We start from the raw sequence: 16,286 nt of genomic DNA, 5'->3' as shown, positions 1-16,286 counted from the left end.
CGGGTTACCGGCGTGCTGGACTGGTCCGGGGCCGGCCGAGGCGATCCGATGTTCGATCTGGCCTCGTTGACGCTGGGCCCATGGAGTAAGCGAAGGCTCAGGAAGCGGTCTTGCGGCGTACCATTTCGGTGATCCAGATGGGTGCGAAGGGTGAGGTGCAGTTCGGCGGCGTCGGGTAGTCCTTGAGGACGCCGAGGTGTTCGCCGATGGCGAGCGCCCGGGCCCGATGGTCGGGGTGCTCGATGCCGATCTGGGCGAGGCAGTGATTCATGGCCCACTGCAAGCGGTCCGGGGCGTCGCGCAGCTGCGCCTCGATGATGTCGAGCAGGCCGGCGAGGTCGAGGCCGGCCGGTTGCTTCGCCACCCGTTCGGTCGTCAGGGCCCAGCCTGCGCTGGCGACGATGGGATCCGGGTCGGCGAGCCAGGTGGTGCGCAGGTCCTCGGCATGCGGGTTTTTCTTCACCACGTAGTTCACCAGCCAGTCGTGCACTTTGGGCCGGTGTGCCGCGCGCAGCATGGTGTCCAGTTCGTCGCGGTCGAACAGCTTCGGGCGGCAGATCAGCAGGGCCAGGAGTCGGGCTGCGGTGTCGCCGGTCGCCCACAGGTCCCGGGCGAGGTCGTGCTGGGTTTTGAGCTCCTTGGCGAGGGCGCGGAGCTTGCCGAGGTTGACGCCGTGGTCGTCGCCGTGCCGCTCGTTGACCTCGCGAATCTTCGGGTCCTCGAGGGCAGCCAACTCGCCCTGGAGCTCGGTCACCGTCTTCGTCGCCACTACCGGGTCCTCCATTGTTGATGTGCCGGGTTCCCACCTTAAGAGTCGGCGCACCGCCTCGGCCGCCGCCTCAAGGTATTGACAATCGTCACTGGATAGTTACGAATGGGTAACATGACGGGCGCCGCGGTGGTGCCCGGATAGTCCCCATGGAGGAGATACCTGATGAACGGATCCCTCGGCCGGCGCCTGATGGCTGGCGCTGCTGCGCTGACGCTGGGTGGCCTCGGCGCCGTCGCGGTGCAGGCGCCTGCGTACGCTGCCGACTTCTCCGCACCCTTCACCTGCACGGCCCCGGTGCTGGGCACCCAGAACGTCACCATTGACGGCTCGCTCACCGCCACACCGAATCCGGCCGCGGTGGGTGCACCGGCCGCCTTCGCGTTGCGCATCACGCAGATCAGCTTGCGCGCCCCGGTGGCGATCAACTCGTGGACCATGACGGCGAACCTCGACGTCAGTGGGGCCGAGACCACCCAGTTCCCGATTACCGGCTCGGGCGGTCGGGTGCCGGCCAATCAACCCATTACGGGCAGCCTGGCCGGCACCTGGACGCCCACCGTTGCCGGCGTCGATGAGTTTCGGGGTGGGACGGTCACGGTGAAGGCCAATGTCGTATTGCTCGGAGCCATCACGGTGGACTGTGTGCCCGGCGATACTCGGCCGGTGGCCGAAACGCTGACCGTGAGCTGAACGGCGAGTTCGGGCGGGCCGGTTCGGCTACGGCTCGCCCGGATCATCGGCCGCGCCATAGATGCTCCGCGCCCAGATCGTCGCTAGCGTGTTCATCCGCTGCCGGTCCTCGGGCGTCTCCTGCGGGCCGAGACTCTCCAGTGTCCGGTCGCTGAGCCGCAGCAGCAGGCCGGCCAGGCTGCCGCTGTCCGGCCCGGCGGGCGCCCGCCCCGCCTGCCGTTCGCCGTCGATGTACTGCGCCATCGGCGCGACGAAGGATTCGAGGTTGCTGTCCCACATCTCGCGGATGGCGGCGCTGTGCCGGCGGGCGTCGAGCATCGCGCGGTAGAGGTAGTGCAGGCGGCGGACCGAGGCGGCCAGATCGTGCACCATGAGCTCGATCCGGCGGGGGCCCGGCAGCGACTCGTCGGCGAGGTGGGCGGCCGCCGCGACGCTGGCCTGGTAGACGTCGGTGCCCAGGGCTGCCATGCAGGCTGCCTTGTCGGGAAAGTAGAAGTAGAAGCCCGATCGGGTCACTCCGGCGCGGGCGGTGATGTCGGCGATCGTGATCGATTCCAGGGCGGCCTCGTGCAGCAGGTCGTCCAGCGCGCGCAGCAGGGCGTCCCGGCGGCGTTCGCCCCGGGACTCGGTCGGTGGCCTCTGGACAAGTGCGATGCGGCGACTCTATAAACGTAATTGACACCCGTCAATTACGGAGCGTCCCATGACCGATCTGCACATCCGAAAGATCGACTTCCGCTTCGACGAGACCACCCCGTTCCAGTGGCTGCCCAGCCACCCGAAGTTCGGGCTGATGGCCAACGCCATCAGCATCATGGCGATCGCCTTCGAGAAGTTCATCGTCACCAACACCCGCGCCGCGATCCCCCTGATCAAGGACCCGGCGGCGGCGGAAGAGGCGGAGGCGTTTCTGCGCCAGGAGGCGCAGCACGCCAACAACCACCGCAAGCACGTGGCGGCGTTGGTCCGGCAATACCCGGCACTGCAGCAGACCGTCGACGCGGCACACGCCTCGTTCGACCGGCTCATCGAGACGAAATCGTTGGCGTACTGCCTGGCGTACACGGCGGATCTGGAATCGACGTTCACGCCGATCTTCAAGGTGATGCTCGACCACGAGGATGTGCTGTTCCATCCGGGCGATGAGCGGGTCGCCTCGCTGTTTCTCTGGCACTTCGTGGAAGAGGTTGAGCACCGCAGCTCAGCGTTGATCGTGTGCGACGCCGTCGTGCGGAACCGCTACTTCCGTACCCGCTGCACGCGGTCGGTGTTCCGGCACGTCATGCAGCTCTACCGGGACATCCTCACCGGGTTTGAAGAGCACGTGCCGGAGGCGGACCGGCGGGCGGAATACCGCAACGTCTCCCCGGACGGCGTCCGCCGCGAGGAGCTGCTCGCCCGGTTGCCGCTACGGGAGTCGTGGCGCACCCGCCTCGGCATGTTCCCGCCCGCCACCTTCGCCCCCGCGTCGAACTGGGAGATGCTCATCCTCGTCTACCGCCTGCTGCTCTCGCAGGTGCCGCACCACCGGCCGTCCCGCGAGCCGCTCCCGCGCTTCGCGGACACCTGGTTCACGCGGTGGGAGGCGGGCTACGACATGACCCACTACTACTCCGGGGCCAAGCTGCCGGGTGGTCGGCTATGAGCTGCCCGCCCGGCTTCGCCGAGACGGCCCGCACCCTCGGGGAGATCGACTGCACAAACACCGCACCCTTTGTTTCCGTACGCGCACCGACCGCACTCGCCGACAGCACGATGCCCGTCGTGGAGGCGTTCTTCGTCCTCGCAGCGATCGCCGCCCTGGTTCACGCGGTGCTGTGGTGGCGCCGGCGCGGCGATCCCAGCAATCTCGGCCTCTGGTGCGCCACCCTCGTTTACCTGCTGGTGCTCGAGCCGCCGCTGTACTTTCCCGAGCGGTTCGGCCTGCAGGACCAGCTCGGCCTGATCTTCGTGCACAACGTGTTCTCCGTGCAGTTCCTGCAGGACCGGCTGCCGCTCTACATCGTCGCGATCTATCCGGCGCTGACCTATGCCGCGTACGCGCTCGTCCAACGGACCGGCCTGCTGGACCGGCACGGACCGGTCGCCGGGGCGGCCTGCGTGGCCGTCGTCTTCCACTGCTGTTACGAGATCTTCGATCAGCTCGGACCGCACCTGCGCTGGTGGGCGTGGAACCCGGACGCGCCGACGAATACGCCCTGGCTGGCGGCCGTCCCGGTCAGCAGTGTCGTCATCTTCGCGGCCGCATCCCCGTTCGGCATGGTGCTTCTCACCAGGCTGTTGCTGGCCCGGCGCTCCCACACCACAGCGTCGATGGTGCTGCGAGTTGTCGCGGTGGGAGTGCTCACCCCGTTCGCCATGATGATCTGCTCCCTGCCGTACGGACTGGTGCCGAGCCGTTTCCCGATCGCCCAGGCAATCGCGCTCTGGGTGGTTCTCGCGGTGTTCGTGGTCCTGACGATCGGGACCGTGCGCCGCGCGGGTCGTCCGCGGGAAGAACCCGCACCGGGCTTCCTCGGTGGCTATCCGGTCGTGGCCGGCTGGGCGTTTCTCGCGGTGTTCGCCGGGCTGTGGGCGGTCGCGCTGCCGGACTATCTCGCCGCCACGGACGGGCGCACGCCGGTCGGCACCCCGATCGGAAGCCTGGGGTACGCGGCGGCGTGCGCCCTGGTCGTGGCGGCCTTCCTCGGGTACGCGGTCAGCGGCCACCCCGCCCGAACCCGCCGCCGCCGGCCGGCGCCTCTCCGGCGGTGACTGTGGTGCCGGAGACCGAATACTGCTGGCCCTTCTCGATGGTGGCCGCGGAGTAGACGACGTTCTGCATCGTCTTGGAAGCCGTGAACGCGGCCACCTCCTTGCCGTCGCCGTCGAGGATCGTGACGGTGGTGCCGGCCTCGACGGCCGAGTCCAGCGTCGCCGACAGCCAGCCCTGCGTCGATGCCGCATCCGGGGTGACCACCATTCCGGCACTGCCCACCGCGATCAGCTCGCCGCCGTCCACCCGGAACGTGCCGTTGACGTCGAGCGCGCCATTGCCGTTGCGGGTCGGCCCGTTGACCACGACCTTGCCACCGGTGATGCTCGCGGTGCCGTTCGAGTCGAACCCGTCGCCCTCCGCGTTGATCACCAGCTCGCCACCGGTGACCGTTGCCGTGTACGGGCCCACCTGCTCTCCGCCGCCACCGGGCCCGCCACCCCGCTGCTGACCACCGGCTGCGTCGCCGGTCGAGGTGTCAGTAGACCCGCCGGCCGCGTTGAGGCCGTCGTCGCTGGCGGTCAGCGTGACCTTGCCGCCGTTGACGGCGATGGTGGCGGACTCGACGCCCTCCACCGACGCCGTGACCGTCAGGCTGCCGCTGTCGACCCGCAGATTGCTTTCCGCATGGATGCCGTCGTCGCCGCTCGCTGCCGTGACCGTGGCACCGCTCAGCCGGACCGCGCCGTCGCTGTGCACCGCGTCGTCGGACGAGTCGACCGTGAGGGTGCCGCCTTCGAGGACCGAGATCACGCCCGACTTGAGGCCCTTGGTGGAGACGTCGTCGCTGGGCTGCGTCGCGGCTCCGCCGCCCGCTGTAACGGTCACCTTCCCACCGGTGACGACGAGGTCGGTCGTGGCGTCGACGCCGTCACCACCGCTGGTGACCGCTACCGAGCCGCCGGCCACGGCGACGAAGCCGGCATCCTCGTCCTCGTTGTCGGCCTTGAGCCCGTCGCCGCCCGCCGTCACCGCGAGCGTGCCGCCGTTGACGACGACATAGTCCTTGCCGCGGATGCCGTCGTCCTTCGCCTGCACGGTGAGGGCACCGGACTGCACCACCAGACCGTCCTTCGAGGCGATGGCGTCGTTGCCGTTGCCCCGCACCGCCAGCGCACCCGAGCCGGTGATGGTGAGGTCACCCGCGCTGAACAGCGCCGCGTTCACATCGGCGTCCGCGGCGTGAGACGACGCGTCGGCCAGTTCGTTGGTGCTGCCGTCTGCGAGGTCGACGATCAGCTCGCTCACCTCGGTCGCGGCGATCGCCGCTGTGGTCGAACTGGTGACATGCGCGCCGTCCAGGATCAGGGTCACCGTGGCGTCCGGTGCGGTCACGACGAGTTGGCCGTCGTTGATCGTGCCGGAGATCCGGTACACGCCGCCCGCGGTGATGGTGACCGTACCCCCGTCGACCTTGACGCCGCTTCCCGAAGCCCGCGCCGTATGGCCGGAGAGCGTGATGTCGATGGTCTGGGAAGCATCCACAGTGGCAGCCGTGTGGACCTTCTTGTTGGCGGCAAGCACGTCGGCCGCGGTCAGGTCGGCGCTGACCGCGACGGCCACCGGTGCGGCGCTCGTCGTGTCGTCGGCGCGGGAGCAGCCGGTCAGCACCGCCGCGGCCAGGACAGCCGAGGTCACGGCGGTGAGGAAGGTCTTGCGAATTCTCATGATCGGCTCGTCTCCGGATCGGTGAAATGGCGCCGCAGCACGGGGCACCAGCGGTTCGCGGACAGGGCGGGGTGCAGGGCGGCGAGGCCGGTGGCGTACTTCGAGACCGCGCACGGTCGGTGCCCCAACGACCACAGCAGGCGGTCGATGGGCGAGGTGGACCCGCCCGACTTCGTCTCCACGATCACCCGGCCCGGCAGACTCAGTTCGCCGCCGCCCGGCACAGCCCAGCCGAGATGCCGGTCGACGGTCACCCGGCTGCCGCTGGCGGGCAGCAGCAGCGTGATCCGCTCATACTCGGTGGTCAGGGTGCGAGCGAACCGGTCACCCACGTCGGGAACGCCCGCCGCGTGCAGTGTTGCCACGGCCAGCTCGGCGGCTGCCGGGTGGAGAAACGCGGTGCTGCCCGCGTACGGAAATCTCTGCTTGACGGTGGTGCCGCGCGCGCCCCGGGTCTTGATTTCCAGGAACCGCAGGTCCGAGTCGAGATAGCTGCGGACCCGCAGCTTGAACCGGCGTCGCCTGCGGCGCGCGGCGCCGTGAAAGCTGGTCAGCGCGGGCGTGTCGAAGTAGTCCGACCGGTAGCCGAACCGGCGCCGCGAGTCGATCTCCAGCACCCGCACGTCGGCGGGCAGCCCGGCCCACAGCAGCGGCAGGTCCGCGACCGGAAGCAGATACTTGCGGTCCACCCGCGTGAGCAGCCCGGCCTGCTCGTTCAGCTCGGCCAGCGTGATAGGCGCCAGCGCGGCCTCCTCCGCCACGGCGGTGGTCATGCGCTGACCCGTTCGAGCGCCGGACCGCGATCAGCCACCGCGACCGGGGTGGCCGCCACATAGCGCAGCTCCACCAGCGTCGTGTCGTTCACCAGATCGAGGTGCTTGACGCTGACGTGCACGACCCGGACCTTCATCATCAGCTCCAGGTGGGCGCGCAGCGCGTCCTCATCCGCGTACGCCACATCGAGCTGCACGGTCTGACTGCGGTAGCGGCGCAACAGCCGGGGATGGTCGCCGATCAGCAGCGCCGCCACCACCAGGGCCATCAGCGCATAGGTCACCGACCCCAGCTCGGCGCCCAGCCCGGCCAGCAGGCCCAACGCCAGCGCGGCGAAGTAGTAGGCCAGATCGACCTGGGCGATCTCGTCCGACCGCAACCGGATGATCGACAGCACGCCGAACAGCCCCAGACCGAGCCCCGCCCCGACGCTCGCCGACCCCAGCACCGTCGCACAGGCCAGCACGCCGATGTTCACGGTCAGAAAGGCGGCCACCAGGTCCCGCCGATGGTGCCGCGGGAAATAGACGGCGAAGGTCAACAAGGCGATGGCGACGAGATCCGCACCCACGGCGAACAGCTGATTCACGGGCGTTCCTAGCTCCAGACGACAACGACCTCCTCAGTACGCCCGGCGCACCTGTCCGTTCCCTGTGCCGATCCTGTGCCGGCCGTACGAGAGTGGGCGTGATCAAATGGCGGCCATGACCGGGGAACGCGAGATCACCTCAGCTGTCGAGCTGTGCCGCCCCGACGGGCGCCTGAACCCGGCCGCGGTGGGTTTCAGCCGCACGCCCCTGCACCACGCCAACCTGCGCGGCTGGGGGCGAACCAAACGGTGGGAATACTGGGGCGTCGTCACCCCGTCGCACATCATCGGCGTGGTCGCGTCATCCCTCGACTACGCCGGCGTACACAGCCTCTACGTCCTCGACCGGGCGACCGGCCACGAGACGACCGCCGAAGCGACGGTGCCGTTTGCCCGGGACGCCGTATTTCCGCCGGTGTCCGGCACTGGCCGGGTGTCCGCGCGGGGCGGCGGCCTCTCCATCGACATCGACCAGGACGCCGCCGCGACCACCGTGCGCGCCCACGCCAAGAACATCGACCTCGACCTGACCATCCCCCACACCGGCCACGACGTCCTCGGCGTGGTCGTCGGTTGGTCCACGACCCGCTTCCAGTACACGCTCAAGGACGTCGGCCGCCCCGTCCACGGCACCCTCGGGCTCGGCGGCGTCCTGCACCCGGTGCCGCTCGACGGGTCGTTCGCCGTCCTCGACCACGGGCGCGGCAAGTGGCCGTACTCGGCGGCGTGGAACTGGGCCGCAGGCTATGCGCCGGGCCGCGCCCTCCAACTCGGTGGCAAGTGGACCGACGGCACGGGCAGCACCGAGAACGGCCTCATCCTCGACGGCGTCCTCCACAAGATTTCCGAAGACCTGGTCTGGACGTACGACCGGCGGGCCTGGCGCCAACCCTGGCGCGTGCAGGGCGAACGGGTCGACGTGCGCTTCGAGCCTTTCCACGAGCGCGTTTCCCGCACCAATCTCGGCATCCTCGCCGGCGAAACCCACCAGTGCTTCGGCCACTTCACCGGCTGGGCCACCGATTCCGCCGGCCATCGCGTCGACCTGAGCGGCCTCACCGGCTGGGCTGAGGAAGCCCGCAACCGCTGGTAAGCGCGCACCCGCCCTTCACCAGCATCGTGGTCCCGGATCCCGCGGGTGGGAACCGGGACCACGATAGCGGGATCAGCGGACTCGGCAGGTAGCCGTGGCGGCCACGGCTGCGTTGCTCTCCGACTTGGCGGTGACCGTCACCGTCGTGCCGCGTCCAGCACCGGCAGGGCGCTTGACGTGGACCTCGACCGTGCCGCCCTGTCCGGCCGCCACGTCGGTGACGGCACGCGGCAGTGACACCGTCCAGCCGGCACCGGCCGAAGCGGCGATGCGGTAGACGTCGGTGGCGCTGCCGGTGTTGCGGATGGGGAGGCGGCAACGGGACCAGCCCGAGCCGGTGGCAGTGCCGGTGGAGGCGGAGAGGGCGACTCCGCGGCGGTGTGGTCCGGCGCCGTCGAGGGAGCGTACGGCCACCCGGTAGGAGAGCACGCCGGCCGCATCCCGTTGGCGGTCCAATACGTAGAAGTGGAGCCGGTTGGCGGTGTCGACGTATTCGTAGCGGCTGCCCGAGTCGGTGCCCGCGTGGAAGAGGGCGTCCGAGAGCTGCCGATAATCGCCGATGGTCATCTTCTTTTCAGTGCCGTCGGGGGACACGAAGTCCACCTTGTCGATGTCCTGCGGGTTGGCGTCGATGGTCCAGATGAACGGGGCCGCGTCGGCGTTCTTGGTCTTCGCGAGCAGGACGCCCGAGTCGGGAGTGAAGGAGTCGAAGCCCATCCGGTCGACGACTTCGAGCGTGTAGTTGTCGTACCGGCCGCCGTCGCAGTACGGGTCGGTGGTGGTGTCGCAGGCGGGGCTGCGGTCGCCGCCGTCGAGGGTGACGTTGATGCCGGCGGTGCCGCCCTGCACGGTGCGGGCGGTTACGCGGGACACCACGACGCCGGAGGTGGCGAGAGCGGCGCGGGACAGGCGGACCACCGCGGCGTTGTCGACGATGCCGAGCTTGAGCTTGTTGCGCAGCATGTGCTGGGCGCCCATGGAGGAGCCGGCCATGCCGGGGATGAGCCAGCGGCTGTGCGGGCCGCCGGGGCCGTTGAAGGTGCCGCGGCTGAGCATTTCCCACGGTCCGCTGTAGTCGCGGCGGGCGGGCACCGAGTACGGGTTGTTGTAGTTGTCGCCGACGCCGAGGATGTGACTGAACTCGTGCGCGTAGGTGGACATGCCGGAGCTTTCGGCCTGCACGGAGCTGCCGCTGGTGGCGTTGGGCCAGATGTTCGACGAGGCCGCCCACGACGTCCACTCGACGTAACGGGTGGCATTCCAGTTGGGCAGAGCGGCGTCCGGTGGGCCGAACGCGTCCGAGACCTGCTCCTTGGTGGCGAACTTCATCTCGCCGAACTCCTGCCAGGTCGCCGATTCGTCCTGGCCGGCCGCGAGGAAGAACACGAAGTCGAACTGCGCGGCGGTTTCCTCACCCACGTCGGCGATCCAGGCCGCGCGGGCGTCCGTACGAATGTCGCGACCGCACGTGTCACCGGCCGGGCAACCGAGGCCGCGCTGCATGGAGGTCTCGATACCGTACTCGTGGCTGAACTGGGGCATCTGGTAGACGCCGAAGCTGCCGAGCTCGATGCCGAACCGGCCGCCGGAGTCCTCCATCCAGTATTCGTGGATGGTGTGTCCGCGGTTGAGTCCGCCCGGCTTGTTGAGGAAGTCGCCGTAGAACTCGGGCACGTCGGCGCGCGGTACATCGTGGACACCGATGGGAGTGCCGTAGATGGTGGACCGTTCCGGCTGGGTCACCACGAAGGGCTGGTTGGCGAAGTCGACGAGCACCAGCGCGCCCTTGAAATTGCGGACCGAACCGCGCACTGCGGGGTCCGCCCAGTTGGTGCCCGGCACCGCGACGTAGTCGTCCCAGGTCATCGTGTCCGGCAGCTCGTAGATCTGCGGGTCGATGGGGCTCGGGGCACCGGCCGGGCGGGCCGCGGCCGCGGGTTGGTCCCGCTGCCAGGGTTGGGTCTGCGGCCAGTGCCGCAGCCGCCAGGGAGTGTCCGCGTCGCCGCCCGCAGGCTCGGCGCTCGCCGGCGCCGGGGCCGCCCAGGCCCCGGCCAGGAGCAGCAGTACGGCCGCCGCGGCCGGTCCTACCCGCCTTCGCATGGTCATCGGCCCATCCTGGCAGCTTCAGTGACGCTCATCAATGCCTTGGGTGTCGGGCAGGTGAGCGTGGTCTCACTGACTGGACGGCAAGGCCAGCCCGGCTGCTAGCCTTTCGACCAGGTCATGAGCGCCAGCATCAAGCCCCGGCTTGCTGGCCGGCAACCCTCCTCCGCGGTGGGGTGCCCCGGGTGAAGACCAGGCACGCCGAGCGCAAGCTCGCCGTGCAAGCGTGGCCTGGTTCCCAGGTCATTCCCGACCTAGGAGAACCATGTCTTCCCGCGATCCGATCACACCGGCCCTGACCCAGCGCCGGCACGTCGACATGATGCGGGTCTGCAGCGCCGCCTGTCGCCCCGGCGACGCGCGCTAGCCGCGCCCCACTCCCCCTTCAGTACGCCCTCCCCTCTGCGTGGCGGAGCCCTGCGCTCTGCCCGCGTCGAACACCTGTCATCGGAGAACCCTGTGCGATTCCTGCCTGCCTTCACCCGGGCCGCGGCCCTCGGCATCACCGCGATCCTCGGCACCACCCTGCTCACCGCCTGCGGCGACGACAAGGCCGCCAGCTCGGCCGACAACCCGTACGGCCTGCAGACGCCGGGTGTGCTGCGGACCGGCACGCTGACCGACGCGCCGCCGAACGTCTACCTCAAGGACGGCAAGTTCACCGGCTTCGACAACGACCTGCTCACCGCGGTCGCTGGCAAGCTGAACCTCAAGGTGGAGTTCGTCGGCACCGACTTCTCCGCCCTGCTGTCCCAGGTCAACAACAAGAAGTTCGACGTCGGCAGCTCCTCCATCACCATCACCGAGGCGCGGAAGAAGACCGTCGACTTCGGCAACGGCTACGACTTCGGCTACTTCGGACTCGACGTGCCGGCAAACTCGACGATCACCTCGTTCGACCAGCTCGCCGGCAAGCGGGTCGTCGTCGTGCAGGGCACCGTCCAGGACGACTACGCCAGCGGTAAGGGCCTCAACCCGGTGCGGGTGCCCGACTACAACGGTGCGATCAACCAGCTCAAGGCCGGCACCGCAGACGCCTGGATCGCGCCCGCGGAGATCGGCGAGAAGTCCGCTGCGGACAGCAACTCGAAGATCAAGGTCGCGGCCAAGGAGCTGTCCCCCGCCCCGACCGCCTATGCGGTGGCGAAGGGCAACGACAAGCTGCGCGAGGCGTTGAACAAGGGCCTGGACGAGGTCATCGCGGACGGCACCTGGAAGAAGCTCCAGGAGCAGTACTACCCCGGCCGTCCCGTGCCGGCCGACTTCAAGCCCGGCAGCGGCAAGGCCGCGGGCTCGGCTTCGGCCGGGGCGACTCCGGCGGCCAGTGCGTCCGCCACTGCGTCCGCCACTGCCACGGCTCCGGCGGCCTCCGCGTCGGCTGCTTCCTGACCGCGATTGACACTACGGAACAACGAGTAGGGGACGGTGACCGACGGATGGATGCGCTGAGCACTCTGTGGGAGACGTTCTTCGACTGGGAGTCGATGCGGGCCGCGCTGCCCGAGATGGTTTCGGTCGGGTTGCGCAACACGCTGATCCTGGCGGTCACCGCCGCCCTGCTCGGCTCGATCTTCGGCCTCCTCCTGGCCGTCGCCGGGATCTCGCGGACCCGTTGGCTGCGCTGGCCGGCCCGGGTCTACACCGACGTGTTCCGCGGGCTCCCGGCGGCGGCGACCATCCTGCTGATCGGCGTGGGGCTGGCGCCGCTGGGCATGGAGATCTGGGGGCCGAACCCTTACCCGCTGGGGATTCTGGCGCTGTCGCTGATCGCGGCGGCGTACATCGGAGAGATTTTCCGGTCCGGCATCCAGTCCGTGGAGGCAGCCCAACTGGAGGGCGCCCGCGCGCTCGGTTTCTCCTGGGCCGAGTCGATGCGGCTGGTGATCATTCCGCAGGGCATTCGCCGGGTGTTGCCGGCCTGGGTGAACCAGCTGATCGCCCTGATCAAGGACTCCAGCCTGGTCTACTTCCTCGGACTGGTCGCCAGCCAGCGGGAACTGTTCCGGATCGGGCAAGACCATGCCGCTACCACGGGCAACGAGTCCGCGCTGCTGCTGGCCGGGCTGTTCTATCTCGCGCTGACCGTGCCGCTGACCCACATCGTCAACTGGATCGACCGGCGGCTGCGGAACGGCCGACAACCCGCGGCACCCGACGACGATGACGACCTGGCCCTGTCCGGCGCGGTGAGGGGAACCGAACGATGACCGACGTCGCCACTTCCGTCAGCCTGGCGCTGCGCGACATCCACCTGGCCTTCGGACCGAACAAGGTGCTGCGCGGCGTCGACCTCGACGTGGCCCGCGGCGAGACCGCGTGTGTCATCGGGCCGTCCGGCTCCGGCAAGTCGACGCTGCTGCGCACCATCAACCGCCTGATCGAGCCGGACCGCGGCGACGTCCTGCTGGACGGCCGCAGCGTGCTAGCCGACGACCCGGACCGGCTGCGGCAACGGGTCGGGATGGTGTTCCAACAGTTCAACCTGTTTCCGCACATGAGCGTGCTGCGCAACATCACGCTCGCGCTGCGCCGGTTGAAGCAGCTGTCCGAGGACGAGGCGGTGGCGATCGCCCGTACCCAACTGGATCTGGTGGGGTTGTCGGCCAAGGCCGACGCCCGCCCGGCGCACCTGTCCGGCGGCCAGCAGCAGCGCGTCGCGATCGCGCGCGCCCTGGCGTTGCAGCCGCAGGTGATGCTCTTCGATGAGGCCACCTCCGCGCTCGACCCGGAGCTGGTCAAGGGCGTGCTCGGCCTGATGGCCGACCTGGCCGCCGGGGGCATGACCATGGTCGTGGTGACTCACGAGATGGGCTTCGCTCGGGAGGTCGCCGACACCGTCGCCTTCATGGATCGCGGGGTCGTGCTCGAGGCCGGTCCCCCGGCCGAGATCTTCGAGCGGGCGACCCATCCGCGGTTGCGCCAGTTCCTCTCGCAGGTGCTCTAGAGCGTCTTGATCACCGGGGACCGGGCGACGGTCGCGGCCATCAGCCCGTTCTGCCAGGAGGTCGCCCGGACGATGTCGACCGAGAACATGTACGGCGTCTTCGGCTTCAGGCCGGTGATGACCGCGGAAAGCATCGCGCAACCCTTGGCCGGCTTGACCTCCTGCCACACCAGCGGCGGCTGCGCACCGGAGTTCAGCTGCTGGGAGATGCTGGTGACGCGGTAAGTGAGCACGCTCTTGTCGCCAGTGTCGAGCCAGCGCACGGTGGCTGAGGTGGATCCGATCGTGGTGTCCAGCCCGTCGATCTTGCCGGGCTGGTAGTTTTCGCTGCAGCGCAGATCGGTGCTGCGCCCGGTCTGCGCGGGCGCGGGCGCCGCGGCCGGCTTGGCCGGTGGAACAGTGGCGCTGGGCGTCGGCACCGCCTTCGGCGCGGTCTTCTCCGGGGCCTTCGCACCCTGCTTGACGACGATCCAGCCCGCCGCGGGCTCGGCCGCCTGGTCGGCTTCCTTCGCGGACCCCTTGCCGCCGAGCGCCTCGGGCACATCGCAGCCGCTGAGCAGGACCGGGAGGAGCGCCGCTGCCGCCAGCCGCAGAATCCAGGTACGAACAAGCACCGGCAATCCCTCCCAGGTTGGCGTCAAGGATGGAATCGGCCGCCGGCAGACCGCACTGAGTGCCACCGGGTTGCCGCCCGGGTGTCGGTTCGCTGACAACCTTCAGCGTTCGCCGCCGGGAAGCGACCGGGGCGTGCCACGCTCGGCGGAACGTGGCAGCCGATGGGGGAGGCGACGATGCGGGAGAGCTTCATCTTCGACGCGGTGCGGATCGACCTTGGCACGGACGAACTGCCGGCGTTCCGCAGTTTCATGGAAGTGTTCCGTGGGGCGTTCGAGCACTCTGCGGCTCCGCTGGCGGAAGTGCTGCAAGTGTCCGCCGATCCGGACGATGCCACAGCTGCGGCTACTGCCCTGAATGCGCTGCCAGCGGAGCATGGACCGATCTGCCTCGACGCGCAGGTCCGGGAAGGACGGATCGGGATCGGAGTGCATCGGCTGGTGGCTGCGGGGCGTACGGTGCCCGACACGTTGCCAGTGGCGGCGCGCGAGAGCGGCGACGGCCCGGTGACCGACGGCCTGGTCCGGCTGCTCGAGGAGGATCTGAGCTGGCCGGGCATCCTGACCGTGACCGGCGCCGGGCTGGTGTCGGTTGGCGCCGGGCACATCGCGGTGCTGCAGCTGGAGCTGGTCGGCACCGGCGACGAGGTGCTCCTGCTGTCGGCTGCGGGCGAGCCGCGGGTGGGGGTCAAGCGGGTGCGGTGACCCGGGCCTAGGGCTGATCGGGCTTTTTATTGAGATCAACCTATACGCGGCAGCCACCATTGCCTATCGTTCGATGCGTTTCACCGCGTCGACGACAGGGGATGTCCATGGCCCACGCCGCACCCGACGGACTCACGGCCCAGGCACAGGCACTGGCCGAGGGCACGGTCACGTCGACGTCGCTCGTCGAACGGGCCCTGCTGCGCATCGAAGCAGCTCAACCGACGCTCAACGCGTTTCGGCGGTTGCGGGCCGAGGCCGCGTTCGCGGAGGCCGAGGACGCCGACCGACGCCTCGCCGCAGGGGAACGGCTGCCCCTGCTGGGCGTCCCCGTCGCGCTCAAGGACGATATCGACGTGGCCGGGGACCCCACCGCGTTCGGCTGCGACGGCGAATTTCCGCCGCAGGAGACCGACGCCGAGGCGGTCCGCCGGCTGCGGGCCGCCGGAGCGGTCGTGGTGGGCAAGACCAACACGTGTGAGCTGGGCCAGTGGCCGTTCACCGAGGGGCCGGCCTTCGGCGCCACCCGCAACCCGTGGGCGCTGGACCGGACCCCCGGCGGGTCCTCGGGCGGCGCTGCCGCTGCGGTGGCCGCCGGGCTCGTCGCGGCAGCGCTGGGCTCCGACGGTGCCGGTTCGGTGCGCATCCCGGCCGCCTGGACCCACCTGGTCGGCATCAAACCCCAACGCGGCCGGATCAGCACCTGGCCGCACCCGGAGGCGTTCCACGGGCTCACCGGGTACGGGCCACTGGCTCGCACGGTCGCCGACGCCGCACTGCTGCTCGACTCGGCCGCCGGCAGCCATCAAGGCGACCTGCACCAGCCGCCGCCGGTGCCGGTGCTCCCCGCCGTGGGCCGGGATCCGGGCCGGTTGCGGATCGCGCTGTCGTTCCGCAGCGCATTCGCCGGCGGCATCTCCCGGCCACTGGACCCGGCGGTCCGGCAGGCCGTCGTCGGCCTGGCCGAGACGCTCACCCGGCTCGGGCACGAGGTCGTGGAGGCCAACCCGCGTTACGGGCTGATCGGCCTGGCCTTCGTGCCCCGAGCCGCCACCGGCGTCCGGGACTGGACTCAGCGGGTGCCGGACATCTCGGTGCTCGACCGCCGCACCCGACACACCGCCCGGCAGGGACAGCTGCTCAGCGGCGCGGCACTGCGCCTGTCCTGGGCCGCGGACGCTCCTCTGCGCCGCCGCATCGGCGCCATCTTCACCCAATACGACGTGGTGCTGACCCCGACCACCGCCACCCCACCGCCACGGATCGGCGCCTGGGACGCGCTGTCCAGCTGGAACACGGACCGGGCAATGATCGCCGCCTGCCCGTACGCGTGGCCGTGGAACGTTCTGGGCTGGCCGGGCGTGAGCGTCCCGGCGGGCTTCACCACCGACGGGTTGCCGGTCGGCGCGCAGCTGCTCGGTCCCGCGCACAGCGAGCCGCTCTTGGTCTCCCTCGCCGCCCAGCTGGAGGATGACCGGCAGTGGGCGCGGCACTGGCCGTCCGGAACGCCGGGCAACCCGGAGAATCAGACCGGTCGGGTGCCCCACCCCCGCCAACCCTCGGCCGCCGAGTAGCGCCG

At 69.8% G+C, this 16,286-nt stretch carries 17 protein-coding genes, 1 pseudogene and 1 riboswitch; of the genes and pseudogenes, 10 read left to right on the top strand and 8 right to left on the bottom strand.

Translation table 11 applies throughout. The features are described 5' to 3' along the window. The first annotated feature begins 12 nt into the window (after nt 1–12). Nucleotides 13–132, top strand: coding sequence for a hypothetical protein (locus ACIA1L_RS26230; protein WP_396075576.1), 120 nt, complete (start codon nt 13–15; stop codon nt 130–132). Here ACIA1L_RS26230 and ACIA1L_RS26225 read toward each other — a convergent pair. Next, entirely contained in the window at nt 98–769 is a 672-nt protein-coding gene (locus ACIA1L_RS26225) for a DNA alkylation repair protein (protein WP_396075575.1), read from the bottom strand. The two genes, ACIA1L_RS26230 and ACIA1L_RS26225, sit on opposite strands and share 35 nt — an antisense overlap. Nucleotides 770–934: 165 nt before the next feature. Between ACIA1L_RS26225 and ACIA1L_RS26220 the strand changes: the two genes are divergently transcribed. Further along, nucleotides 935–1,462 carry a hypothetical protein gene (locus ACIA1L_RS26220; RefSeq protein WP_396075574.1) on the top strand — a complete coding sequence of 176 codons (528 nt, stop codon included), beginning with the start codon at nt 935–937 and terminating at the stop codon, nt 1,460–1,462. Nucleotides 1,463–1,489: 27 nt separating this feature from the next. Here the strand turns inward: ACIA1L_RS26220 and ACIA1L_RS26215 are convergent, their stop codons facing one another. Then, on the bottom strand, nt 1,490–1,930 hold the full coding sequence (locus ACIA1L_RS26215) for a hypothetical protein (protein ID WP_396075573.1): 441 nt from the start codon (nt 1,928–1,930) through the stop codon (nt 1,490–1,492). Beyond that, nucleotides 1,931–2,047: pseudogene (locus ACIA1L_RS26210) on the bottom strand (TetR/AcrR family transcriptional regulator); the annotation flags it as partial. Between the two features lie 118 nt (nt 2,048–2,165). Between ACIA1L_RS26210 and ACIA1L_RS26205 the strand changes: the two are divergent. Both ACIA1L_RS26205 and ACIA1L_RS26200 read left to right on the top strand, forming a co-directional pair. Then, nucleotides 2,166–3,107 (top strand): metal-dependent hydrolase, encoded by a 942-nt coding sequence (locus ACIA1L_RS26205; RefSeq protein ID WP_396075572.1) that lies wholly within the window; start codon nt 2,166–2,168, stop codon nt 3,105–3,107. Continuing rightward, nucleotides 3,104–4,216: a hypothetical protein gene (locus ACIA1L_RS26200; protein WP_396075571.1), complete on the top strand. Its 1,113-nt coding sequence runs from the start codon at nt 3,104–3,106 to the stop codon at nt 4,214–4,216. The genes ACIA1L_RS26205 and ACIA1L_RS26200 overlap by 4 nt, the downstream gene beginning before the upstream one ends. Here ACIA1L_RS26200 and ACIA1L_RS26195 read toward each other — a convergent pair. The 3 genes from ACIA1L_RS26195 to ACIA1L_RS26185 are packed head-to-tail and all read right to left on the bottom strand — an operon-like array spanning nt 4,161 to nt 7,248. Then, a complete protein-coding gene (locus ACIA1L_RS26195; RefSeq protein ID WP_396075570.1) occupies nt 4,161–5,885 on the bottom strand; it encodes a carbohydrate-binding domain-containing protein in 1,725 nt (574 codons plus the stop codon). The genes ACIA1L_RS26200 and ACIA1L_RS26195 overlap by 56 nt on opposite strands. Continuing rightward, nucleotides 5,882–6,658 carry a polyphosphate polymerase domain-containing protein gene (locus ACIA1L_RS26190; protein ID WP_396075569.1) on the bottom strand — a complete coding sequence of 259 codons (777 nt, stop codon included), beginning with the start codon at nt 6,656–6,658 and terminating at the stop codon, nt 5,882–5,884. The genes ACIA1L_RS26195 and ACIA1L_RS26190 overlap by 4 nt, the downstream gene beginning before the upstream one ends. Beyond that, nucleotides 6,655–7,248, bottom strand: coding sequence for a DUF4956 domain-containing protein (locus tag ACIA1L_RS26185; RefSeq protein ID WP_396075568.1), 594 nt, complete (start codon nt 7,246–7,248; stop codon nt 6,655–6,657). Before ACIA1L_RS26185 ends, ACIA1L_RS26190 begins: the two co-directional genes overlap by 4 nt. Before the next feature lie 115 nt (nt 7,249–7,363). On the opposite strand from ACIA1L_RS26185, the gene ACIA1L_RS26180 reads away from it, so the two are divergent. Next, complete coding sequence (locus tag ACIA1L_RS26180) at nt 7,364–8,341, top strand: DUF2804 domain-containing protein (RefSeq protein ID WP_396075567.1); 978 nt, start codon at nt 7,364–7,366, stop codon at nt 8,339–8,341. 72 nt (nt 8,342–8,413) lie between these two features. Here ACIA1L_RS26180 and ACIA1L_RS26175 read toward each other — a convergent pair whose 3' ends face one another. Then, nucleotides 8,414–10,447 (bottom strand): M6 family metalloprotease domain-containing protein, encoded by a 2,034-nt coding sequence (locus ACIA1L_RS26175; protein WP_396075566.1) that lies wholly within the window; start codon nt 10,445–10,447, stop codon nt 8,414–8,416. Between the two features lie 113 nt (nt 10,448–10,560). Next, nucleotides 10,561–10,677: riboswitch (SAM riboswitch) on the top strand. A gap of 226 nt (nt 10,678–10,903) precedes the next feature. Here ACIA1L_RS26175 and ACIA1L_RS26170 point away from each other — a divergent pair. The 3 genes from ACIA1L_RS26170 to ACIA1L_RS26160 are packed head-to-tail and all read left to right on the top strand — an operon-like array spanning nt 10,904 to nt 13,388. After that, on the top strand, nt 10,904–11,833 hold the full coding sequence (locus ACIA1L_RS26170; protein ID WP_396075565.1) for an ABC transporter substrate-binding protein: 930 nt from the start codon (nt 10,904–10,906) through the stop codon (nt 11,831–11,833). A gap of 47 nt (nt 11,834–11,880) precedes the next feature. Next, the gene (locus tag ACIA1L_RS26165) at nt 11,881–12,651 is read left to right on the top strand and encodes an amino acid ABC transporter permease (RefSeq protein WP_396075564.1); all 771 of its coding nucleotides are present in this window, start codon (nt 11,881–11,883) and stop codon (nt 12,649–12,651) included. Further along, nucleotides 12,648–13,388 (top strand): amino acid ABC transporter ATP-binding protein, encoded by a 741-nt coding sequence (locus ACIA1L_RS26160; protein ID WP_396075563.1) that lies wholly within the window; start codon nt 12,648–12,650, stop codon nt 13,386–13,388. The genes ACIA1L_RS26165 and ACIA1L_RS26160 overlap by 4 nt, the downstream gene beginning before the upstream one ends. Here ACIA1L_RS26160 and ACIA1L_RS26155 read toward each other — a convergent pair. Further along, nucleotides 13,385–14,002, bottom strand: a complete 618-nt coding sequence (locus ACIA1L_RS26155; protein WP_396075562.1) for a hypothetical protein — start codon at nt 14,000–14,002, stop codon at nt 13,385–13,387. The genes ACIA1L_RS26160 and ACIA1L_RS26155 overlap by 4 nt on opposite strands. 162 nt (nt 14,003–14,164) lie before the next feature. Between ACIA1L_RS26155 and ACIA1L_RS26150 the strand changes: the two genes are divergently transcribed. Then, entirely contained in the window at nt 14,165–14,707 is a 543-nt protein-coding gene (locus ACIA1L_RS26150; RefSeq protein WP_396075561.1) for a hypothetical protein, read from the top strand. 101 nt (nt 14,708–14,808) lie between these two features. Next, nucleotides 14,809–16,281, top strand: a complete 1,473-nt coding sequence (locus ACIA1L_RS26145) for an amidase (protein ID WP_396075560.1) — start codon at nt 14,809–14,811, stop codon at nt 16,279–16,281. Nucleotides 16,282–16,286: the final 5 nt, after the last annotated feature.

This window comes from Actinoplanes sp. NPDC051859, assembly GCF_044452725.1.
Classification (GTDB): domain Bacteria; phylum Actinomycetota; class Actinomycetes; order Mycobacteriales; family Micromonosporaceae; genus Actinoplanes.
The sequence above is the reverse complement of the archived record's forward strand: the minus strand, read 5'-3'. Positions and strand labels throughout refer to the sequence as shown.